Origin of the sequence: Streptomyces panaciradicis, from assembly GCF_023516615.1 — a bacterium.
Lineage (GTDB): Bacteria > Actinomycetota > Actinomycetes > Streptomycetales > Streptomycetaceae > Streptomyces > Streptomyces panaciradicis.
Map to the genome: position 1 here is coordinate 1 of NZ_JAMGBF010000172.1, position 22,641 is coordinate 22,641.

Here is a 22,641-nt window from a genome sequence, read left to right on the forward strand (position 1 = left end):
GTCCGCGGGCGTGGACGGGCGCACGGCCGTTCCGCACGCGCGCGCGGCCGACGGCGAGGACCCGTCCGCGACGCGGCACGCCCCGGGGCGTGCCTCCGCCGAACCGCCGGTCGTGCCGGGGCAGGGCCGAGCGCCCGGGATCGAGAACCGCGGTGACACGGCGGGTGACACACACGCGGGACGCTCCGGCGCCCTGGCGTGGGACGCCACCGGGCAGGACACGCACGCCCCCGCGCCCGACGAGGCGCCATCCGGTGCGCGCGCCCGCTCAGCGGCTGACGAGGAGAGCATGGTTCCGGGCCCCGGAACCGGCCGGCGCAAGGGCACACCCCTGCGCGGCACGGACGTCCCCCCGGGCGTCCGCAGGCGCGGCGGCCTGTCCTCGTGGGCGCGGAAGCTGGCCGGCGGGCGCGCGGAGCAGACGTCGACCGCGCCGGAGGCGTACGGCGCCCCGGACTCCGCTTCCCCGGCCGCCGGGCCCGCCCCGCACGCCGGTTCCCAGCTCCCGGAGACCTGGCCGGACCCGGCCGCCCTGCTGCTGACGGCGCTCGGACCGGGCCCCCGGCTCTGGGAGCGCGGCCCCGGGCACCCGGAGGCGCTCACGGTTCGGCTCGGCACGGCGGACCGGCCCGCCCTCGACGGCTCCGGCCTGCTGCCCGCGGTGCCGGTGACGGCGAACCTGCGCGAGGCCGGGGCGCTGGGCCTGGCCGGGCCGCGCGACCGGCTCGCCGGACTGGCGCGCGCGGTACTCGCCCAGCTCGCGGCACTGCACTCGCCCGAGACCCTGGAGATCGTGCTGATCAGCGCGGACCGCTCCCGCTCCGTGGAGGAGCGCACGGCGGAGTGGTCCTGGCTCGGCTGGCTCCCCCACCTGCGCCCCGCCCACGCCCAGGACTGCCGCCTCCTGCTGGCCTACGACCGCGAACAGGCGACGGCCCGCACGGAGGAACTGCTGCGCCGGCTGGAGGACCAGCAGGCGGAGACGGCGCACGGAACACGCACACCGACCGGCACGCGCACCCCGGTCCCCGGCACGGCGACCGGCGGCACCGCGCACCCGAACGGCTCGACAGCGCCGTGCACGACCGGCCTCGACGGCCCGAGCTCCGTCCGGCGGGCGGACGGGCCGGCCGGTGACGAGCGCCGCGCCCCGGCCCGTGGGGCCCTGCACAGGCCCTCCTGGGCCCGGGACGACGACGGCGCCGACGGACCGGAGGGCTTCCCGGGGCCGTACACGGTGGTCGTCGTGGACGGCGACCCCGGTGGCGCCGACGTGCGCGAGGCGGTGGCGCGGCTCGCGGTGGAGGGACCCGACGCCGGGATCCACCTCGTGTGCCTCGCGGAGACGGCCCCCGCCTCCCCGGCCTCGCCGTTGACGGAGACGTACGAGGCGGCCTGCGAGGCGGCGCCGACCTTCCGGGAGTGCGGCGCGGTGGCGCTGCTGAGCGGCGACGTGGCGACGGCGCTGCGGCTGATGCGGGTGGCACGGGCCGCCACGCCACCCGGCAGCGCCACCGGCACCGCGGAGGCCCCCCGCCCGGCTGCCGGCGTCGGCACCAGCACCAGCACCAGCACCAGCACCAGCACCAGCCGGGGAATCCCCACCGCCCCTGCCACCGCAAGCACCACCGCCATCCCCTCCGACTCCCCCACGCCGGCCGCCCGGACCGCCGCCTCCGGCGCCCACGCCCCGCACACCGGCCTCATAGCCCCCGGCACCGTCGCCGCCGTCGACGCCGTCTCGCCGGCCTGGGCCGAGCGGTTCGCGCGGGCGCTGGCGCCGCTCCGGCCCGACGGCTCCGGTGCCGACCGGCAGCCGAGGGTGTCCGTGCCGCTGCCCCAGACGGCGCGGCTGCTGGACGAGTTGGGTCTCGCCAGAGCCACCCCGGCGTCGCTGATGGCGCGTTGGGCGGCCGCGGCGGACGACCCCGGCTCGCTCGGCGGACGGGCCTGCGCCGTGCTCGGCGCCGGACCGCGCGGCCCGGTCGGCGCGGACCTCGCCGCCGACGGACCGCACCTGCTGATCGAGGGCCCGGCGGGCAGCGGCCGTACGGAGCTGCTGCGGGCCGTGGTCGCCTCGCTCGCCGCGGCCGAGCGCCCCGACCGCCTCGGCATCGTCCTGGTGGACGGCCGGGACGGCGTGGGCACCACCGCGGGCAGTCACGGCGAGGGCCTGCGCGTGTGCACGGACGTCCCGCACGTCACGACCCACCTGAGCGCCAACGACCCGGTGCGGATGCGGGAGTTCGCCCAGTCGCTGAGCGCCGAGCTGAAGCGCAGGGCGGAGCTGCTGGGCCGTTCCGACTTCGCCGAGTGGCACACGGGCCGTGAACTGTCGGGCCGGATGGTGTCCCAGCGGTCCACGGCGGCGCGCGGCGCCCCGGCCTCCGGCGCGGCCGGCGCGGGGGATCTGGACAGCCCGCCCAGTTCGACGATGCGGCTGCGTCCGGCGGCGTCCCGCCGGCAGACGGAGGCGGCACCGCCGCTGCCCCGCCTCGTGGTGGTCGTCGACGACCTGGACGCCCTGGTCTCCCCGGCGCTCGGCTCCCCCGGCCGCCCGGCGGCGGGTTCGGTCGTGCGGGCGCTGGAGGCGGTGGCCCGCGAGGGCGAGCGGCTCGGCGTCCATCTCGTCGCCGCGGCGGGCCCGGGCGGCCGTACGGCGGAGTCGGGACCGGCACGGCTGGCGACCGTACGGGTGACTCTGGAACCGCCGGGTTCCGGCCCGGAGGAGCCGTCGCCGGGCCGCGGCCGGCTGACCGCGGCGGACGGCCGGACGACTCCCTTCCAGGGCGGCCGCGTCACGGGCCGCATCCCGCGAACGGCCACCCTGCGCCCCACCGTCGTCCCGCTGGACTGGCAGCGCATGGGCGACCCGCCGGCCCGCCGTCCCGTACGGGAACTGGGCAACGGCCCGACGGACCTGGCCCTGCTGGCGAGCGCGCTGGAGCGGGCGGCCCGTGAGGTCTCGGCGGCGGAGGTGCCGTCGCTGCTGTAGCGGGCGGCCGCATCCGCTCATCGCCTCATGCCCCGTCACGACGTGGTCACGATCCTGGAGTTGACACGGGACGCGTACTTGCCGACCCCATCCCTCAGGCGTAGACCAGATCACACGGGACAGCGCTCGACGTTCGACGAGAACCGAAGAACGGGGCAGTGATGCGCAGCACGAGCAGCAAGAACCGCACACTCAGGGCCGCCAAACCGGCGGCCGCTCTCCTCGCGGCCGCTCTCACCCTCGCGTTGGCGGGCTGTGGCGGCAGCGACAACAAGGGCGGCGGCGGAGGGGGCTCGGAGAGCAGCAGTGGCCTGAAGCTCCCCAAGCTCGACGGCCAGACCCTGGAGGTCGCCGCCGTCTGGACCGGCGCGGAGCAGGCCAACTTCATGAAGGTCATGGACGAGTTCAAGAAGCGCACCGGCGCGAAAATCAACTTCGTCCCCACCGGGAACAACACCTCCACCTTCCTCGGTACCAAGATCCAGGGCGGAAAGCCGCCGGACGTCGCGTTCCTGCCCCAGGTCGGCGTGCTGCACCAGTTCGCGGACAAGGGCTGGCTCAAGCCGCTCGGAGCGGACGCCAAGGCCCAGCTGACGAAGAACTTCTCCAAGGGCTGGGTGGATCTGGGCGCCTGGAAGGGCACCCAGTACGGCGTCTACGCCAAGGCCGCCAACAAGTCCCTGGTCTGGTACAACACCGCGGCCTTCGACGCGGCGGGCATCAAGGACACCCCGAAGACCTGGAAGGACTTCCTGACCACCGCGCAGACGCTGTCCGACGCCGGGTCCCCGGCCGTCTCGATCGGCGGCGCGGACGGCTGGACGCTCACCGACTGGTTCGAGAACGTCTATCTTTCGCAGGCCGGTCCGGACAAGTACGACCAGCTGGCCGCGCACAAGATCAAGTGGACGGACCCGTCCGTCAAGCAGGCCCTGACCACGCTCGCCCAGCTGTGGGGCAAGAACGACCTGATCGCGGGCGGCACCAAGGGCGCGCTGAACACGGAGTTCCCGAAGTCGGTCACCCAGACCTTCTCCGGTTCCACCCCGGCGGGCATGGTCTTCGAGGGCGACTTCGTGGCCGCGAACATCAACGGCGACACGAAGGCGAAGCTGGGCACGGACGCCAAGGTGTTCCCGTTCCCGGCGGTCGGCTCACAGGCCCCCGTGGTCAGCGGCGGTGACGTCGCCGTGGCGCTGAAGAGCGGCACGGGCGCGCAGGCGCTGCTGACGTTCCTGGCCTCGACGGACGCGGCGGAGATCTGGGCGGCGCAGGGCGGCATCCTGTCGCCGAACAAGGCGATGGACATGTCCAAGTACAAGGACGCCATCACCAAGCAGATCGCCCGGCAACTGCTCGCGGCCGGCGACAACTTCCGCTTCGACATGTCGGACCAGGCCCCGGCGGCCTTCGGCGGCACGGCGGGCACCGGCGAGTGGAAGGACCTGCAGGACTTCCTGCGCAACCCGAAGGACGTCGCCGGCGCCCAGCAGAAGCTGGAGGCCGACGCGGCCAAGGCGTACGGCGCGAGCTGACGGTCCGGCGATGACGTCAGTGGCGAACACGGCGGAGGGCGCCGGCGTACTGCCGACGCCCTCCGCCGAACCGCGCAAGAGCGTCACGGGCACACGGCTGTGGGTGGCGGCGCTGTTCCTGCTGCCCGCGCTCGTGCTGCTCGGGGCGCTCGTGGTCTACCCGATCGGGTACTCGGTCTGGCGCAGCCTCTACGACGCCGACGGGTCGGGCTTCGTCGGGCTGAAGAACTACGGCGACATCTTCTCCAACGACGCCACGCTGACCGCCGTGCGCAACACCGCGATCTGGGTGGCGGTCGCGCCCGCGGTCGTCACCGCGCTCGGCCTGATCTTCGCGGTGCTGACCGAACGGGTGCGTTTCGGCACGGCGTTCAAGCTGATCGTCTTCATGCCGATGGCGATCTCGATGCTGGCGGCCGGGATCATCTTCCGCCTGGTCTACGAGCAGGACCCGAACCTCGGCGCCGCCAACGCGGTCGCCAAGTCCGTCCACGACACCTTCGTCTCGTCGTCCGTCTACCCCAACGCCCGTCCGAACGCGGCCGTCAGCGATCTGAGGCCGTCCGGCGGCGGCTCGTTCACCAGCACCGGCACCGTGCACGCGGGCACCCCCGCGCTGCTCCCCCTGGTCGGCATCGCCCCCACCAAGCTGCCCGGCAACCCCGAGAACGCGAAGATGCCGTCCGGGTCCGGCATCACCGGCACCGTCTGGCTGGACTTCAAGCTGGGCGGCGGCGGCACCAAGGGCAAGGTCGACCCCGGTGAGAAGGCGCTGAAGGGCGTGAAGGTGGAGGCCGTGAAGGGCGGCACGGTGGTCGCCTCCGCCAAGAGCGGCGCGGACGGCACCTTCGCCCTCCCCGCGAAGGCGGAGGGGGCGCAACTGCGGCTGCCCGCCTCGAACTTCTCGGCGCCCTACAACGGCATCGACTGGCTGGGCCCGACCCTGGTCACCCCGGCCATCATCGGCAGTTACGTGTGGATGTGGGCCGGCTTCGCGATGGTGCTGATCGCGGCGGGCCTGGCGGGCGTGGACCGCAACCTGATCGAGGCGGCCCGGGTCGACGGCGCCAACGAGTGGCAGGTGTTCCGGCGGATCACCGTGCCGCTGCTCGCGCCGGTCCTGGCCGTCGTCCTCATCACGCTGATGATCAACGTGATGAAGATCTTCGACCTGGTCTACATCATCGCGCCGCAACCCAGTCAGGACGACGCCAACGTCCTGGCCCTGCAGCTGTTCCTGTCGTCGTTCGGCGGCGGCGGCAACGAGGGCGTCGGCAGCGCGATCGGCGTGATCCTGCTGCTGCTCGTGCTGCCCGTGATGATCGTGAACATCCGGCGCCTGCGAAGGGAGCGGCAGCGGTGACGACCCTCGACACGACCGTGCGCGCCAAGCGCTCCTTCGCCGCGAAGGTGGCGAGCGGGGCGGGCGGCGGCGTCCTGCGCGTCGTCCTCGTGCTGGTCGCGGTGTTCTGGCTGGTGCCGACCTTCGGCCTGCTGGTCTCCTCCTTCCGCGACCCGACCGACATCGCCACCTCGGGCTGGTGGAAGGTGTTCGGCGCGCCCGGTCAGCTGACCGCCAAGAGCTACAAGTCGCTCCTGGAGAACGACGCGATCACCCACTCGCTGTTCAACACCATCTGGATCACGGTCCCGGCGACGCTGCTGGTGGTGCTCTTCGGCGCGATGGCCGGATACGCCTTCGCCTGGATGGACTTCAAGGGCCGCGACTGGTGGTTCCTGGTCGTGGTGGCGCTGCTCGTGGTGCCCGTCCAGGTGGCGCTGATCCCGCTCGCCGACCTCTTCGGCAAGATCGGGATCTTCGGCGACATCATCGGCGTGGTCCTCTTCCACGTGGGCTTCGGCCTGCCGTTCGCCATCTTCCTGCTCAGGAACTTCTTCGCGGAGATCCCCCGCGAACTGCTGGAGGCGGCACGGCTGGACGGCGCCGGTGAGACCCGGCTGTTCCTCACCGTCGTCCTCCCGCTGGGCGCCCCGGCCATCGCCTCGCTGGGCATCTTCCAGTTCCTGTGGGTGTGGAACGACATGCTGGTCGCGCTGGTCTTCTCCGACTCGCAGTCACAGCCGCTGACGGTCGCCCTGCAGCAGCAGGTACGGCAGTTCGGCAACAACATCGACGTGCTCGCGCCCGGCGCGTTCATCTCGATGGTGATCCCGCTCGTCGTGTTCTTCGCGTTCCAGCGGCAGTTCGTGTCCGGCGTGATGGCGGGCGCCGTCAAGTAGCCGGAAGGGCACCGTAGGTGGGGACACCCGTTCGCCGGGTGTCCCCCTTATGCCGTACGCAGCCGTAACCAAGTCACTCCATCGGCCGTTCCCGGGCAAGGCCCCGTCGTCCGCGCCGACCCCATGGATGTGCCTTGCCCAGGTTCAGTGTCATCGTCCCCGTGTACAAGGTTCAGGCGTACGTGAGCGAATGCCTGGAATCGGTGCTGACGCAGTCGTGGCCGGATCTGGAGCTGATCGTGGTCGACGACTGCTCACCGGACGGATCGGGCGCGATCGCCGACGAGTTCGCGTCCCGGGACCCGCGCGTGCGCCCCCTGCACCTGCCCGAGAACCGGGGCCTGGGCGGCGCCCGCAACGCCGGCATGGAGCAGGCGAAGGGCGACTACCTGGTGTTCCTGGACGGCGACGACACCCTCACCCCGCACGCCCTGCGCGCGATCGCCGACCGTCTGAAGGAGACCGGCGAGCCGGAGGTCCTGGTCTACGACTACGCGCGCACCTACTGGTCGGGCGAGGCCGTCCGCAACGTCGTCTCCGCCCAGCTCGCCGAACAGGGACCCGCGCCGTTCCGTCTGGAGGACCGCCCGGGCCTGCTGCAGCTGCTGATGGTGGCCTGGAACAAGGCGTACCGGCGGGAGTTCGTCGAGCGCGAGGGCTTCGCCTTCCCGCCCGGCTACTACGAGGACACCCCGTGGACGTTCCCGGTCCTGATGGCCGCCGAGTCGATCAGCACCCTGGACCGGGTGTGCGTCCACTACCGCCAGCGCCGCCAGGGCAACATCCTCTCCACCACCAGCCGTAAGCACTTCGACGTCTTCGAGCAGTACGACCGGGTCTTCGCGTACGTCGAGGCGCGGCCCGAACTGGCGTGCTGGCGGGCGGTGTTGTTCCGCCGCATGGTCGACCACCTGACGAAGATCCTCGCCCGCCGCGACCGCCTGCCGCGCGGTTCGCGCGCCGAGTTCCTGCGCAGGGCCCGCGCCCACTACCGCCGCTACCGCGTCCCCGGCTCCCCCGTGCCGTTCAGCTCCCGGCTGCGTCACGCCCTGATCCGCTGGGGCCTGCACCGCACCTACCGGGCCCTGCAGTCGGTGGCGGCCGCCCGCCGCCGCACGCTCAAGCTGACCGTCAAGCTCGTCCGCGCCCTGCGGACCGGGGCCCTGCGGCTGCACTACCGCGTCCAGCTCCGCCTCCCCCTGCGCGCCGACCGCGCCGTCTTCGCCGCCTGCGAGGGCCGGGGAAGCGGTGGCAACCCGGGCGCCCTGGCGGAGGCGTTCCGCGCGGTCGTACCGCACATCCGCACGGCCTGGCTGCCCCGGCCCGACACGGCCGCCTACTGGTCGGCCCTGGCCCGCTCCGCATACCTCGTCAGCGACACCGACTTCGAACCCCGCCTGGTCAAGCGCCCCGGACAGGTCCTGATCCAGACCCAACGGGGCACCCCGCTCGGGCACATGGGCCTCGATCTCCAGGAACGCCCGGCCGCCGCACGGGACATGGACTTCGAGCGGCTGCTCGAGGGCGTGGACCGGTGGGACTACGTCCTGTCGGGCAACCGCCACTCCACCCTCGTCCTCGAGCGCGTCCACCCGGGCACGTACACCACCCTCGAATACGGCCTTCCCCGCAACGACCGCTTCCAGAGGGCCACTTCGGCCGACGTCACGCGCGTGCGAGAGTCCCTCGGCATCCCCGACGACACCGTCGCGCTGCTGTACACGCCCGTCCACCGCGACTACCGCCGCACCCAGGGCTCCCCCCTGGACCTGGAACGCGTCCTGCGCCGCCTGGGCCCCCGCTACGTCGTCCTGGCCCGCCCGCACGGCCCGGTGCCGCGGGACTCCCGGATCATCGACGTCACCGGCCATCCGAGCGTCGAGGAACTCGCCCTCGCCTCGGACGCGTTGATCACCGACTACGCGCCCCTGATGTTCGACTACGCCAACCTCGACCGCCCGATCGTCCTGCACGCCCCCGACTGGGAGGCGTACGAGGCGGCCCGCGGCACCTACTTCGACGTGCGCGCCTTCCCGCCGGGCGCGGTCGCCCGCAGCGAGGACGAGCTGATCGACATCTTCGCCACCGGCCACTGGCGCGGCTCCCGCTCCACCCAGCTGCGCACCGCGTTCCGCGAGCGCTTCTGCCCCTACGACGACGGGCGCGCCGGCGAACGGGTGGTGCGGCACGTCGTGCTGGGCGAGCGGGGCCTGCCGCCGGTCGTCCCGCTCGCCGACCGCCATCCCGTGCCGTCGGCCGCCGCGGCCCGCACGCACCCGCCGCAGGCCACCGTGCCGCAACCCACCGGCCACCTGACCGTCACCGACAGCCTCTGAACGCCGTTCTCACTCCGGGGAGTTCGCATGCCCTCCAGCCCGTCGCGGCCCACGCCGAGCCGGCCGTCCACCTGGCGTCCCGCGGGGCGGCCCGGCCGCCTCGGCTGAGGCCCGCCCGCGGCTCCCGCCGACCCTCGAGAGAAAGAGCAGAATGCCCCGCTTCAGCATCATCGTTCCGTCCCATGGGGTGGCGGGCCGGCTGTCCCAGGCGCTGGACTCCGTCCTCGCCCAGTCCTACGGCGACTTCGAGCTGATCCCGGTCTGCGACGGGCCCGACGCGCCCGCGGCGGACGTCACCGCCGGGTACGCCGAGCGGGACACCCGCGTCGTCCCCGTGCACTCGCCCCCGTCGGCAGGTCTCGCCGGGGCGCGCAACGCCGGTGCGGGGGCGGCGACGGGTACCTATCTGCTGTTCCTCGACGGCGACGACGTCCTGGTGCCGGGCGCGCTGGCCGCGCTGGACGCCCGCCTCGCGGAGACGGGCGACGTCGACGTGCTGTACGCCGAGCACGAGCGCGTCCCCTGGTGGGAGGGCGAGCCGACCAACCCGGCCGCCCTGCTGCTGCCGAAGACCCCCGAGGGCGCCTTCGCTCCCGACCAGGTCCCGCAGCTGACCGGCGTACAGCTCCCGGCGTGGAGCGCGGCCTACCGTCGCGCCTTCCTCACCGACCACCGGATCCACTTCCCCGACGGTCACTTCACGGACGTCGGCTTCGGCGGTCTGGTCGCCCTGCGGGCGGAGAAGGCGGCGGTGCTGCGCGAGGTCGTCGTCCGGCATCTGGTGCGGCGGCAGGGCAGCCGGCTGAGCCTGCCGGGCGAGCACCATCTCCAGCTGCTCGACCAGGTCGAGCTGGTCCTCACCCGCGCCGCCGAACTCGGCCTGCACGGGGAGCGGACGCTGCCCCTGTTCGACCACCTGTTCACCGCGGTGCTGAAGACGGCCGCCCACCCCCGGCGTCTGACGACCGGGCGCCGCGCCTTCTTCCGCCGGGCGAGCAGGCTCTACCGCCGGCACCGCCCGGCCGAGTTCCGTACCCCGGCCGGCAGCCTCGGCGTCCAGCACCGGCTGCTGGCGAGCGGCGCCCACACGGCGTTCCGTGCCCTGCGCGGCGCCAACCAGGCGGCCGTGAGCGTCCTTCAGGCGGTGCCGCGTCCGCAGGGTCTGCGCACCCGGCTGCGCTACCGTCGCGCCCTGCGCCGCCCGATCGACCCGAACCTGGCGGTGTACTGCGCCTATTGGGGCCGCGGGTACGCATGCAACCCGGCCGCGATCCACGCCAAGGCCCGCGAACTCGCCCCGCACCTGAGGTCGGTGTTCCTGGTCGAGCCGGACCAGGCGCACACCGTGCCGAAGGACATCGAGTACGCGGTGATCGGCAGCGCGAAGTACTGGGACGTGCTGGCCCGCGCCAAGTACCTGGTCAACAACGCCAACTTCGCCGATGCCGTCGTCAAGCGCGAGGGCAGCGTGCACCTGTCGACCCAGCACGGCACCCCGCTGAAGAAGATGGGCGTCGACCAGGCCACGTACCCCGTGGTGGCCGCGGCGACCGGCAGCTTCGCCAAGCTGCTGGCCCGCGTCGACCGCTGGGACTACAACCTCACCTCCAACCGCCACTCGACCGAGATGTGGGAGCGGGCCTTCCCGGCCGCGCACGAGACGCTCGAGTACGGCTATCCGCGCAACGACGTCTACTACACGGCCACGGCCGACGACGTAGCGCGCGTCCGGCGGGAGCTGGGCGTGCCGGAGGGCAAGACGGCCGTCCTGTACGCGCCCACCCACCGCGACTACCACACCGGTTTCGAGACCGGGCTGGACCTGGAGGCCTTCTGCGAGGAGGCCGGCGAGGACGTCGTCGTCCTGCTGCGCGCCCACTACTTCTACGACCAGGGCAGGGCGAGGGACACCGGCCGGATCATCGACGTCACCGCGCACCGCTCCTCCGAGGACGTGTGCCTGGCCGCGGACGCCCTGATCACCGACTACTCCTCGATCATGTTCGACTACGCCAACCTGGACCGGCCGATGGTCGTGTACGTCGACGACTGGGACGTCTACCGCGAGACCCGGGGCGTCTACTTCGACCTGATGGAGCTGCCCCCGGGGCCGGTGGCCCGCACGCCCGAGGAGCTGGCGCGCGTCTTCCGCGACGGCTCCTGGGCGGGGCCGGAGTCCGCCGCGGCGCGGGCCGCGTTCCGGGAGCGGTTCTGCCAGTTCGACGACGGGCGCGCGAGCGAGCGGGTGGTGCGCCGGGTGCTGCTGGGCCAGCCACCGGAAGCGATCCCGCCGGTGATCCCCCTCGCCGAGCGCCTGCCCGCCCCCGCCGCGACGACCCTCGCAAGGAGCTGACGTGCCCCGCTTCAGCATCATCGTCCCCGTCTTCAAGGTGCAGGGCTACCTGCGCGAGTGCCTGGACTCCGTACTCACGCAGTCGTACCCGGACTTCGAGGTCGTCGCCGTCGACGACCGCTCGCCCGACGGCTGCGGCGCGATCCTCGACGAGTACGCGGAGCGCGACGAGCGGGTGCGCGTGCTGCACCTGCCCGAGAACGTCGGCCTCGGCCGCGCCCGCAACGCGGGACTGGAGCAGGCGCGCGGCGACTACGTCCTCTTCCTCGACAGCGACGACTTCTACACGCCGGGGCTGCTGGCCGCCGTCGCCGACCGGCTGAGGTCGGCCGAGGACCCGGACATCGTGGTCTTCGACCACGTGCGCACCCACTGGTGGGGCCGAGGCGGGCCGAGCGACGCCTCCGCGCTGCTGGCCGCGGCCGGGCAGGACGTCTTCAGCCTGCGCGAGAGCCCGCAGTACGTCCACCTGTTCCTGGTCGCCTGGAACAAGGCCTACCGCCGGGACTTCTTCCAGGAGCACGGCTTCCGGTACGCGCCGGGGCTGTACGAGGACGCCCCCGTTACCTACCGGTCGATGGTGCTCGCCGAGCGCATCGCCTGCCTGAACCGGATCGGCGTCGAGTACCGGCAGCGCCGGCAGGGCGCGATCACCAAGACGCCGGGGCGCAGGCACTTCGAGATCTTCCCGCAGTACGAGGGGCTGTTCGCGTTCCTGGAGGAGCGCGAGGACCTCGCCTGGGCGCGTCCGCTGCTGTTCGAGCGGGCCATGGACCACATGCTGTACGTCATCTCCCGCGAGGACCGGGTGACCCCGTCCGACCGGGGCGCCTTCCACCGCGAGATCCGCGCCTTCCACCGCCGCCACTGCCCCGAGGGCTTCACCCCGCCCGAGGGTCCGCGCGGCACCGAGATGCGGCTGCTGGCGAGCACGCCCTACGCCTCGTACGCGGCCCTGCGCGGCGCCCGCGGGGCGCGCAGGCTCGCCGGGGCGGCCAAGCGGCGGGTGGCGGCGAAGGTGTCGGCGTCGGCGCAGGGCGCCTGGTACGGGGCCCGGTCGCGGCTGCCGCTGGATCCGCACCTCGTCGTCTACTCCTCCACCCACCACGCGGGTGTCTCGGGCGACCCGGCCGCGATCCACGCCAAGGCCCGCGAGATCGCGCCGCAGCTGCGCGGGGTGTGGGTGGTGCGGGAGGAGTCGGTGGCCGAGGTGCCGCCCGGCATCGACTTCGTCACGCCCGGCTCACGCCGCTACCACGCGGTCATGGCGCGGGCCACGTACTGGGTGAACAACGTCAACTGGCCCGGCAGTCTGGCCAAGCGCCCCGGCCAGGTGCACGTCCAGACCCATCAGGGCACCCCGCTCAAGTACATGGGCGCCGACCTGCTGGGCAAGCCGGGCGCCCGGCACGGCTTCAGTGTGCCGAAGATGCTGCACCGCGCCGACCGCTGGGACCTGAGCCTGGTCGCCAACCGGCACTCGGAGCTGGTGTGGGAGCGGGCCTACCCGTGCCACTTCACCTCGCTGCGCACGGGCAGCCCGCGCAACGACGTCCTCGTCGACGCCCCGGCGGACCGCGCCGCGGCCGTCCGCGCCCGCCTCGGCATCCCCGCGGGCGACACGGTCGTGCTGTACGCGCCGACCCGCCGGGAGTACCGCCGCGGCGGGCACGTCGACCGGATCGACCTGGCCCGGTTCGCCGCGGACCTGGGCGCCGGCCACACCCTCGTCGTCCGCCTGCACCCCACTCTCGCCTCGGGTACGGCGCGCGGGATGGGGCTGGCCGATCTGCACGGGCGGGGCGTCCTGGTCGACGCGACGGACGAACCGCACGTCGAGGAGCTGATGCTGGCCTCCGACGTACTGGTCACCGACTACTCGGCCCTGATGTTCGACTACGCCAACCTCGACCGGCCGATCGTCGTGCACGCCGACGACTGGGGCGCGTACGCGGCGAGCCGGGGCGCCTACTTCGACATCACCGCCGAGGCGCCGGGCCACGTGTCGCGCTCGTACCGGGAGCTGGCCTGGCTGTTCGCCTCGGGCACCTGGCGGGACGAGGAGTCGGCGGGGCTGCGGGCCGCGTTCCGGGAGCGGTTCTGCGAGTTCGACGACGGGCGGGCCGCCGAGCGGGTCGTACGGCAGGTGCTGCTGGGCGAGTCGGCGGAGACCGGCGGGGAGGCGGCGGTGAGCATTCCGCGGGCGGCCGACGGCTCGGCCCGGCTGCCTCAGTACAGCTGACCTTCGGGGGCCGCGAGCCGGTGTTCCGTGCGAGGGGGCAGGACCGCGCCGTCCTGTCCCCTCCGGGCGCGGCGCGCGGTGTGGCTCTCGATCAGCAGGGGGATGCCGCACACGGGCAGCAGGCTCGCCATGACCAGCAGCCGCGGCCCCATGGCCGTCTCGGGGTGCCCGGCCTGGTTGACGAAGCCCGCGACGGCGACGCCGACGACCAGGAGCCCGAACGGGCGGTGGTACCGCAGGGCTCCCCAGGCGCCGGCCGCGAGCAGGAGCAGGTTCAGGGGCTGCACCAGCGCGCCGCGCAGCCACTCCCGCCAGAAGGCGAGGCTCAGGCGGAGGAACTGGTGCAGCAGGTGCGGGGGCAGGGGCCTGCTGTAGTGGACGGCCAGGAGTTCCTGGACGCTGGCCCGGGTGCCGGGCAGCGCGAGAGCGGCGATCACGAGCTGGAGCGCCACGGCGAACAGGCCCGTGACCGCGAGCAGCGTCCGTTCGGGCCGGGGGAACTCCCGCTTTCTGCCCCACCGCACGCACAGGTACAGCGCGAGGACGCCGGCGACCGCGCCGACGGCGAGCAGGGTCTGCGCGTACTTCACGCAGGCGGCCGCGGCGAACGCGGCGACGGAGAGCGCCGTACCCGACCGGACGCGGCCTTCGAGGACCAGGACGCAGCCGAGGACTCCCGCGAGGAGCAGGCACAGCAGCAGTCCCTCGCACATGGGCTGCATGGATTCCGTGCCGGTCGGCAGCGTGTAGTAGAGGACCTGCCCGAGCAGGGCGAGCGGGGGCGAGACGCCCAGGCGGCGCAGGATCAGCACGACGAAGGCGCTGCCCAGGACGGTCACCACGACCGCGGCCGCCCACAGGCCGCGGACCAGGCCGAAGGCGCGGGTGAAGGGGATGGTGAAGGCCGGGTATCCGGGGCGGGTCGCGAAGATCTCGGAGACGCGCGGGTCGCTGAACAGGGCGCGGTACCCGGTGATGTCGGTGCGCCCGGCGGCCTGGGCGATGAGGCGTTCCCCGCGTGCGCGGCAGTCGCGGTAGGCGGAAGCGCCGCCGTCGTGGTCGCGGTATGTGGCGAGGTCGGCGCTCGCGTGCCGGGCGGCGGCCACGCGCGCGCTGTCGCAGAAGTACTCCAGCGCGCGCAGGGAGGCCTCTTCGCGCCCGACCCCCTGCAGCATGTAGGCGTGCGCCACGTACTGGCGGGTGTCCATGCGGGCGCGCCCCTGGATCTCCGCCGACTGCGCGACGGCGAAAACCAGGGCAATGAGGGAGAACCAGAAGGAAAGCCGCCACATAGGGACATGGCCTATCACGCGGGACGGCGTGATCCCGCCAGGTCCGTCCGGGTGTCGCGGACCGCGGAACGCGCCGACCCGCACCGGCGGTGCCGGTGCGGGTCGGTCGACGGGTGCGGGGACTACTCGATGACGAGGTCGACCTCGACGTTGCCGCGGGTGGCGTTGGAGTACGGGCAGACCTGGTGGGCGGTCTCCACCAGCTTGCGGCCGGTCGCCTCGTCCACGCCGTCGGGCAGCTCGACGCGCAGCGTGACCTTGAGGCCGAAGCCCTCGCCCTGCTTGCCTATGCCGACCTCGGCGGTGACGGCGGCGTCGCTGACGTCGACCTTGGCCTGGCGGCCGACGAGACCGAGGGCGCTGCCGAAACAGGCGGCGTAACCGGCGGCGAACAGCTGCTCGGGGTTGGTGCCCTCGCCGTTGCCGCCCAGCTCCACCGGGGGCGCCAGCTTGACGTCGATCTTGCCGTCGTTGGTGAAGGCGCGACCGTCGCGGCCGTGGGTGGCGGTGGCGACAGCGGTGTAGAGCGCGTCCATGGATGACCATCCCTCTCGAAATCACGTTCCGGCGGCCCTTGCGTCGGCCGCCTGACAGCCACAAGTAGAGCACACAATTCAATTGCGCACAACTAAATGGTGGGCAAGGGCTATCCTGGAGGCATGAGCACCTCGCCGACTCCGACACCCGCGGCCGACTGGCTCCGCCTCGACCAGCAGATCTGCTTCTCCCTGCACGCCGCCTCGCGCGCCTTCGGCGGCCTGTACCGCGTGGTCCTCAAGGACCTCGGGCTCACCTACCCGCAGTACCTGGTGATGCTGGTGCTGTGGGAGCACGGCGACCTGCCGGTCAAGAAGCTGGGCGAGCACCTGCGTCTGGACTCCGGCACCCTCTCCCCCCTGCTCAAGCGGCTGGAGGCGGCGGGTCTGGTCCGCCGTGAGCGCAGCACCCGCGACGAGCGCTCGGTGGAGGTACGGCTCACCGAGGAGGGTTCCGCCCTGCGCGAGCGGGCGCTGGAGGTGCCGCGCCGCATCGTCACGGCCACGAGCTTCGACGTGGACGAGATCCGCGCCCTGCGCGCCCGCCTCGACGACCTCACCACCGCCCTGGACGAGGCCGCCGTCCAGGCGGCGCGGGAGGACTCATAGCCGCGGACGGCGCACGTACAGCCCGAGGGTGATCCGGCCGCTGGCGAACCCCTCGACGTGGGTGAAGTGCTCCTCCACGGCGTCGAGTTTCAGCCGGTCGACCGGGTCGCTCGGCACCCAGCGCGACGTCAGGGCGTATCCGGGGGCCACGACCCACACCCGGTCCACCGCGGCGAGCCGGCGCCGCAGTTCCCCGGGCGGCGCCTCCAGACCGCTGAGCGTCCCGGACCGGGCGCCGGACTCCGCGAGCGCAACGTCGCGGGCCCGCCCGAAGCCCTTCGGGTACGCCTGCGCGCCCACCCGCCAGAACGCCGGCAGGAAGAGCACCGCGTCCCCGGGGCGGGCCTGGCGGGCGACGGCCGCCGAGACGGCCGCGAAGTTCTCGGGGCGGTGGGCCGCGGAACGGTTCTCCCGCTGCAGGGGAAGCCACGCGACGAAGACCAGCGCGACGGCCACCGCACCGGCGAGGGGCACGAGAGGGCGCGGCGGCCGGCTCGGCACGCGCGGCAGCAGGCGCCCGGCGGCCGTCACCAGCCGGTCGGCGCCGGCCGCCACCAGCAGGGGCGCCCCCGCGAGCGCGTACAGCACGTACCGGTCGTCGTAGAGCGGCTGGATCTGCGACACGAGCAGCAGGACCGCGGGCGGCAGCACCAGCAGCGGCAGAGCGACCACCGCGAGCCGCCGGGCGGTCAGTCCCACGGCCGCGAGCAGCACGCACCCCCAGAACACGGGCCCCTCCGGGGCGGCGGCGAAGGACCGGCCCAGCACCTCCACCTGCGGCCAGCCGGGCGTCCGCAGCCACGACACCTGGCCCGACTGGCCCTCGGACACCCAGGCCAGCGGCAGCAGCACGACGGCCACCGCGCCCGCCGCGCGCCCCCAGCCGGCCCACACCCGGCGCTCCGCCCGCGCCAGCGCGAGCGTCGTCGCGTGCGCGAGGAGCACCAGGACCGCCAGTTCGTGCAGCAGGCAGGTCACCGCGAGCAGGCTCGCGTACGGCCACCAGCGGCGCCCGCCCTCCTCCCGCAGGGCACGCACCAGGAGCAGGGTCGCACCCGCCACGCCGGCCGAGACGAGCGCGTACGAGCGGCCCTCCTGGGCGTAGTGGCCGGTCATCGGGGTGACGGCGTAGAGCAGGCCGGCCCACAGGCCGACGCGCGGCCGGACCAGCCGGGTGCCGAGCGCCGCGACCAGGCCGGCGGCCGCGGCGGCCCCGCACACCGACGGCAGCCGCAGAACGACCTCGCCGGGGTGGACGGCGAGGACGAGGTGCATGAACAGGTAGTAGAGGCCGTGCACGGCGTCGACGGTGTGCAGCAGCTGCCAGATCTGCGGCACGGTGCGGCGCGCCACGAGGTAGCTGACGCTCTCGTCGCCCCACATCCCGCCCCGGTCGACGCCCCACAGCCCGAGCACCAGCATCACGGCGGCCGGCACGCCCACGGCCACGGCCTCCGCCCGCGTCCACCGGCGGCGGCGCGCCCGCTGCGAAACCTCGCTCTCCATACACCAGCTAACGTTCGTCACGCAGCCGAGTTTGTGGTGTTGGCAAGCTCTTACCGACGATTGACGGTGTATTAGCACGCATACACCATTCGCCCGGCTTACCATCCGCGGTGATGAATGCCGCGCCGAACCCCCTCAGGAAGCATCCGCGCCTCGTCCTCGCCGCCGGCTGGCTCGCCACCCGGGCCGCGATGCTGTGGCTCCTCACCCACGGTCAACTGCCCGCGCTCGGCCGGGGCACCGTCGCCCGGGAGGTGTGGCGGCTGTACCACCACTGGTACGACGTCCTCTCGACGGGCACCTTCCCGACCCACGACCCGCTCTGGCAGTACCCGCCCGGCGCCGGCGCGGTCCTGCTGTCGCCCGCGCTGCTGCCGGGCCTGACGTACTTTCAGGCGTTCGTCGCCCTCACCCTCGCCACCGACGCCGCGACCGCCCTGGCGCTGACCCACGCGGGCCGCCGCCGCAACCGCAGCCTCCTCGGCGCCTGGGTGTGGGTGGGCGGCCTACCGCTGCTGCTGCACGTCCCGCTCGTCCGGTACGACGTCCAGGTCACGGCGCTCGCCGTCATCTCCCTGTTGACGATGGGGCGTTCCACGCGCGTCTCCGGGGTGTTCGCGGCGCTGGGCGCCGTGGTGAAGGTGTGGCCCGCGCTGGTGCTGCTGGGCACGCCCAAGGGGCCGACGACGCGCTCGGCGTGGTCGTGGGCGACCGGGGCGGGAGCCGTCGCGCTGGGCGTCTTCGCGGCGCTGTTCGCCCACCCGTTCTCCTTCCTGCGCGAACAGGGCGGCCGGGGCGTGCAGATCGAGTCCCTGGGCGGCACCGCGCTCTCCCTCGCCACGCACGCCGGGTGGCCGGGACGGGTGCGCTACCAGTACGGCGCCATGGAGTTCACCGGCCCGCACGTCCGGGCCGTCGCCTACGCCTCCCTCGCGCTGACCGCCGTCGCCTTCGGCCTGCTGCTGCTGTGGCGGCTGCGAGCCCGGCGCTGGACGCCCGCGACGCCGTACGACGCCGCCTTCAGTGCCGTTCTGCTCTTCACCGTCACCAGCCGCGTCATCAGCCCCCAGTACATGATCTGGCTGCTCGGCCTGGCCGCCGTGTGCCTGACCTCGCGGCACACCGTGCAGCGCCCGGTGGCGGCCCTGGTCGTGGCGGCGACCGCGGTCAGCGCGGTCGCCTATCCGGCCCTCTACCACCAGGTGATGGCCTGCACCTGGACGGGCTGCGGTCTGATGCTCCTGCGCAACGGCCTGCTCGCGGCGGCCGCCGTGCTGTCCTTCACGCGCGTGTGGCGCTCGACCACGCCCCCGGCGCCCGTCAGCGCACCCGTGATGTCCCCCGACAACCAGGGCGTCGGCTCGCCCGTCCCCGTGTGACGGTCCCGCCTGGTTGACTGATACGCGGGACACCGACCGCGCACCGGGAGCGAGAGGACGACCGCACATGACCTGGCTGATCACCGGCGGTGCCGGGTACATCGGGGCGCACGTCGTCCGGGCGATGACCCGGGCGGGTGAACGGACCGTCGTGTACGACGACCTGTCCACCGGCATCGCCGCGCGCGTGCCGGAGGAGGTGCCGCTGGTGGTGGCCTCCACGCTGGACGGCGAGCGGCTGGCGCAGGTCCTCGCCGAGCACGAGGTCACCGGTGTCGTGCATCTGGCCGCGAAGAAGCAGGTCGGCGAGTCGCTGGACCTGCCGCTGCACTACTGGCGGCAGAACGTGGAGGGCCTGCGCGTCCTGCTGGAGGCGGTGACGACGGCGGGCGTCCCGTCCTTCGTGTTCTCCTCGTCCGCCGCGGTCTACGGCATGCCGGACGTGGACCTCGTCACCGAGGAGACGCCCTGCGTCCCGATGTCGCCCTACGGGGAGACGAAGCTGGCCGGCGAGTGGCTGGTCCGCGCCGCGGGCTGCGCGACCGGCCTCGCCACGGCCTCGCTCCGCTACTTCAACGTGGCGGGCGCGGCGGCCCCGGAACTGGCCGACGTCGGCGTCTTCAACCTCGTCCCCATGGTCTTCGAGAAGCTCACCGAGCACGCTCCCCCGCGCATCTTCGGCGACGACTACCCCACCCCCGACGGCACCTGTGTACGCGACTACATCCACGTCGTCGACCTCGCCGAGGCCCACGTGGCCGCCGCCCGCGCGCTGCGCGCCACCCCGGGCCGGGACCTCACGCTCAACATCGGGCGCGGCGAGGGCGTGTCGGTGCGCGAGATGGTCGACCGCATCAACGCCCTCACCGGATACGACCGCCCTCCGACGGTCACCCCGCGCCGCCCCGGCGACCCGCCCCGCGTCGTCGCCTCCGCCGACCGCGCCGCCGCCGAACTGGCCTGGAAGGCCAAGCACGACGTCCAGGACATGATCCTCTCGGCCTGGGAGGGCTGGGTGCGCCTCCACCCGGAGGCGGCGCGCAGCTAGCGCCTGCCGCCGGGCTCAGGCCGGCGCCGTGGGCCTCACAGCGCCTTGACGGCCTGCGCGGTGGCCCGTGCCAGGGCGTCCAGGTAGCCCTTGGGCAGCTTGGGGCTGCGGATCACCACCGAGCGCCAGTACAGCGGGCCCGAGATCAGGTCCAGGGCCAGCTCCTCGTCGAAGCCGGCGCGGACCTCGCCGCGCCGCTCGGCCGCCACCAGGATCTTGAGGGCCACGCCCTCCTGGCCCTCGCGCAGCGTCTTCTGCATGGCCTCGGCGATCTCCGGGTTGCGGGCGGCCTCGGCCTGCAGGTCGGGGATGATCTGCGAGGCCACCGGGTGGCGCAGGGCGCGGGAGGTGACCTCGTACAGCAGGCGCAGGTCGCCCTCCAGGGAGCCGGTGTCGGGCGTCGGCAGGCCCATCACCGCGAGCGCCGAGACGACGTCGAGGACCAGGTGCAGCTTGGACTTCCAGCGGCGGTACACGGCCGTCTTGCCGACGCCCGCGCGGCGCGCGATGCCCTCGATCGACATGCGCGCGTAGCCGACGGCCGCGAGTTCCTCGAAGACGGCCGCCCGGATGGCCTCCGTCACGTCCTCCCGGAGCACCGCCGCTCCGGCGGGGGTCCGGCGGCGCGGACGCGTCTGGGGCTCGTCGGCGTTCGTCGTCATGCGGTCCAGCATAGGGCGTTGCGACGATACGGTCCCGTCCCCACGCAGAGCGCCGGCAACACGTCACGACGAAACGGTTGCGTTCCGACGCCCAATCGTCCTACGCTCACGTTGCGACGATACGGTCCCGTCCCCACGCAGAGCGCCGGCAACACGTCACGACGAAACGGTTGCGTTCCGACGCCCAATCGTCCTACGCTCACGTTGCGACGATACGGTCCCGTCCCGACGTAAGAGAACGTGAAGAGAAGCGTAAGGAAACGCGGGGCAAAGGGACACGGCGTCACAGAGCTTTCCAGCGCCACCCCCTCCCCCGAGCGAAAGCACCGGATGTGAGCCAGGTCCTCCACACCCCGCCCTCGACGCCGGCCGCGGCCGACGACGACCTCGCGGCCCTCGCCGCCCGCCACGGCCTCACGGTCAGCGGTGCCCGCCCCTCCCTGCCCGCGTACGTCCGGCAGCTGTGGGCCCGGCGCCACTTCATCACCGCGTTCGCCACCGCCAAGCTCACCGCGCAGTACAGCCAGGCGAAGCTCGGCCAGGTATGGCAGGTCATGACCCCGCTGCTGAACGCGGCGGTGTACTACTTCATCTTCGGCGTCCTGCTGCACACCAAGAAGGGCGTGCCGGACTACATCCCGTTCCTGGTGACGGGCGTGTTCATCTGGACGTTCACGCAGAGCTCGATCCTGACGGGCACCCGCGCGATCTCCGGCAACCTCGGACTGGTGCGCGCCCTGCACTTCCCCCGGGCCGCCCTGCCCATCTCCTTCTGCCTGCAGCAGCTGCAGCAGTTGCTGTTCTCCATGGCCGCCCTGGTCGTGATCCTGCTCTGCTTCGGCGTCCCGGTGTCCGCCTCCTGGGTGCTGGCGATCCCGGCGCTGGTGCTGCAGTTCACCTTCAACGCCGGCTTCGCGATGATCATGGCCCGGATGGGCGCCAAGACCCCGGACATCGCCCAGCTGATGCCGTTCGTGCTGCGCACCTGGATGTACGTCTCCGGTGTCATGTGGAACATCGACAAGCTGACCGGCCAGCACAGCGGGCTGCCGAGCTGGGTGAACCCGGTGCTCAAGGCCCAGCCCGCCGCCGTCTACATCGACCTGATGCGCTACGCCCTGATCGACAGCTTCCACGCCCGTCAGCTGCCGCCGCACGTGTGGCTGCTGGCCGTCGGATGGGCCGTGGTCCTGGGCGTCGGCGGGTTCATCTACTTCTGGAAGGCTGAGGAGACCTACGGCCGTGGCTGAGCAGACCTTCGAGATCACCGACCGGATCCCCGCCGGCACCGCGCCCGGCGAACTGATCCCCACGATCGTCGTCGACGGCGTCGACATCGTCTACCGCGTCAACGGCACCGGCGCCGGCCGGGGCTCCGCCACCGCCGCCCTCAACCGCATGCTGCGCCGCCGGCAGGCCGAGCAGGCGGCCGGCGTGCGCACGGTGCACGCCGTCAAGAAGGTGTCGTTCGTCGCCTACAAGGGCGAGGCGATCGGCCTCATCGGCACCAACGGTTCCGGCAAGTCCACGCTGCTCAAGGCGATCGCGGGCCTGCTGCCGGTGGAGAACGGCCACATCTACACCAACGGCCAGCCCTCGCTCCTCGGCGTCAACGCCGCCCTCATGGGCGATCTGACCGGCGAGAAGAACGTCTTCCTCGGCGGACTGGCGATGGGCATGTCCCGCGAGGAGATCAAGGACCGCTACCAGTCGATCGTCGACTTCTCCGGCATCAACGAGAAGGGCGACTTCATCACCCTGCCCATGCGGACCTACTCCTCCGGCATGGGCGCCCGGCTGCGCTTCTCCATCGCCGCCGCCAAGGACCACGACGTCCTGCTCATCGACGAGGCGCTCGCCACCGGCGACCGGTCCTTCCAGCGCCGCTCCGAGGAGCGCATCCGCGA

Annotated in this window: 16 protein-coding genes; 12 read left to right on the forward strand and 4 right to left on the reverse strand. The window is 73.1% G+C overall.

The genetic code is table 11. The annotated features are described in order from the left end of the window. The 7 genes from M8J74_RS38055 to M8J74_RS38085 form a co-directional block, all read left to right on the forward strand. Window positions 1-2,995, forward strand: a 2,995-nt coding sequence (locus tag M8J74_RS38055) for an FtsK/SpoIIIE domain-containing protein (RefSeq protein ID WP_249840805.1), incomplete at its 5' end; no start/stop codon positions are given. Between the two features lie 161 nt (window positions 2,996-3,156). After that, complete coding sequence (locus M8J74_RS38060) at window positions 3,157-4,530, forward strand: ABC transporter substrate-binding protein (RefSeq protein WP_249840806.1); 1,374 nt, start codon at window positions 3,157-3,159, stop codon at window positions 4,528-4,530. 10 nt (window positions 4,531-4,540) lie between these two features. Continuing rightward, window positions 4,541-5,893, forward strand: coding sequence for a carbohydrate ABC transporter permease (locus M8J74_RS38065; RefSeq protein WP_249840807.1), 1,353 nt, complete (start codon window positions 4,541-4,543; stop codon window positions 5,891-5,893). Then, window positions 5,890-6,771, forward strand: coding sequence for a carbohydrate ABC transporter permease (locus tag M8J74_RS38070; protein WP_249840808.1), 882 nt, complete (start codon window positions 5,890-5,892; stop codon window positions 6,769-6,771). The genes M8J74_RS38065 and M8J74_RS38070 overlap by 4 nt, the downstream gene beginning before the upstream one ends. Before the next feature lie 134 nt (window positions 6,772-6,905). After that, window positions 6,906-9,107 (forward strand): bifunctional glycosyltransferase/CDP-glycerol:glycerophosphate glycerophosphotransferase, encoded by a 2,202-nt coding sequence (locus M8J74_RS38075; RefSeq protein ID WP_249840809.1) that lies wholly within the window; start codon window positions 6,906-6,908, stop codon window positions 9,105-9,107. A 151-nt stretch (window positions 9,108-9,258) separates the two neighbouring features. After that, window positions 9,259-11,460, forward strand: coding sequence for a CDP-glycerol glycerophosphotransferase family protein (locus M8J74_RS38080; RefSeq protein ID WP_249840810.1), 2,202 nt, complete (start codon window positions 9,259-9,261; stop codon window positions 11,458-11,460). 1 nt (window position 11,461) lies between these two features. Then, complete coding sequence (locus tag M8J74_RS38085) at window positions 11,462-13,702, forward strand: bifunctional glycosyltransferase/CDP-glycerol:glycerophosphate glycerophosphotransferase (protein ID WP_249840811.1); 2,241 nt, start codon at window positions 11,462-11,464, stop codon at window positions 13,700-13,702. Here M8J74_RS38085 and M8J74_RS38090 read toward each other — a convergent pair. Together M8J74_RS38090 and M8J74_RS38095 are read right to left on the reverse strand one after the other, a co-directional pair. Next, a complete protein-coding gene (locus tag M8J74_RS38090; RefSeq protein WP_249840812.1) occupies window positions 13,690-14,994 on the reverse strand; it encodes a hypothetical protein in 1,305 nt (434 codons plus the stop codon). The two genes, M8J74_RS38085 and M8J74_RS38090, sit on opposite strands and share 13 nt — an antisense overlap. Window positions 14,995-15,116: 122 nt before the next feature. Continuing rightward, window positions 15,117-15,530 (reverse strand): organic hydroperoxide resistance protein, encoded by a 414-nt coding sequence (locus M8J74_RS38095; protein WP_249840813.1) that lies wholly within the window; start codon window positions 15,528-15,530, stop codon window positions 15,117-15,119. Window positions 15,531-15,653: 123 nt separating this feature from the next. On the opposite strand from M8J74_RS38095, the gene M8J74_RS38100 reads away from it, so the two are divergent. Next, entirely contained in the window at window positions 15,654-16,139 is a 486-nt protein-coding gene (locus M8J74_RS38100) for a MarR family winged helix-turn-helix transcriptional regulator (protein WP_372500402.1), read from the forward strand. Here M8J74_RS38100 and M8J74_RS38105 read toward each other — a convergent pair. Then, on the reverse strand, window positions 16,134-17,645 hold the full coding sequence (locus tag M8J74_RS38105) for a glycosyltransferase family 39 protein (protein ID WP_249840815.1): 1,512 nt from the start codon (window positions 17,643-17,645) through the stop codon (window positions 16,134-16,136). The genes M8J74_RS38100 and M8J74_RS38105 overlap by 6 nt on opposite strands. Window positions 17,646-17,758: 113 nt before the next feature. On the opposite strand from M8J74_RS38105, the gene M8J74_RS38110 reads away from it, so the two are divergent. After that, a complete protein-coding gene (locus M8J74_RS38110; protein WP_249840816.1) occupies window positions 17,759-19,024 on the forward strand; it encodes a glycosyltransferase 87 family protein in 1,266 nt (421 codons plus the stop codon). Window positions 19,025-19,091: 67 nt separating this feature from the next. Continuing rightward, window positions 19,092-20,072 carry a UDP-glucose 4-epimerase GalE gene (galE, locus tag M8J74_RS38115; RefSeq protein ID WP_249840817.1) on the forward strand — a complete coding sequence of 327 codons (981 nt, stop codon included), beginning with the start codon at window positions 19,092-19,094 and terminating at the stop codon, window positions 20,070-20,072. Window positions 20,073-20,107: 35 nt separating this feature from the next. Here the strand turns inward: galE and M8J74_RS38120 are convergent, their stop codons facing one another. Then, the gene (locus M8J74_RS38120; protein WP_249840818.1) at window positions 20,108-20,734 is read right to left on the reverse strand and encodes a TetR/AcrR family transcriptional regulator; all 627 of its coding nucleotides are present in this window, start codon (window positions 20,732-20,734) and stop codon (window positions 20,108-20,110) included. Window positions 20,735-21,066: 332 nt separating this feature from the next. Here M8J74_RS38120 and M8J74_RS38125 point away from each other — a divergent pair, with 332 nt between their 5' ends. Both M8J74_RS38125 and M8J74_RS38130 read left to right on the forward strand, forming a co-directional pair. Beyond that, window positions 21,067-21,984: an ABC transporter permease gene (locus M8J74_RS38125; RefSeq protein ID WP_249840819.1), complete on the forward strand. Its 918-nt coding sequence runs from the start codon at window positions 21,067-21,069 to the stop codon at window positions 21,982-21,984. Then, window positions 21,977-22,641: ABC transporter ATP-binding protein (locus tag M8J74_RS38130; protein ID WP_372500403.1), on the forward strand; the 665-nt coding region annotated here is incomplete at its 3' end. The genes M8J74_RS38125 and M8J74_RS38130, both read left to right, overlap by 8 nt.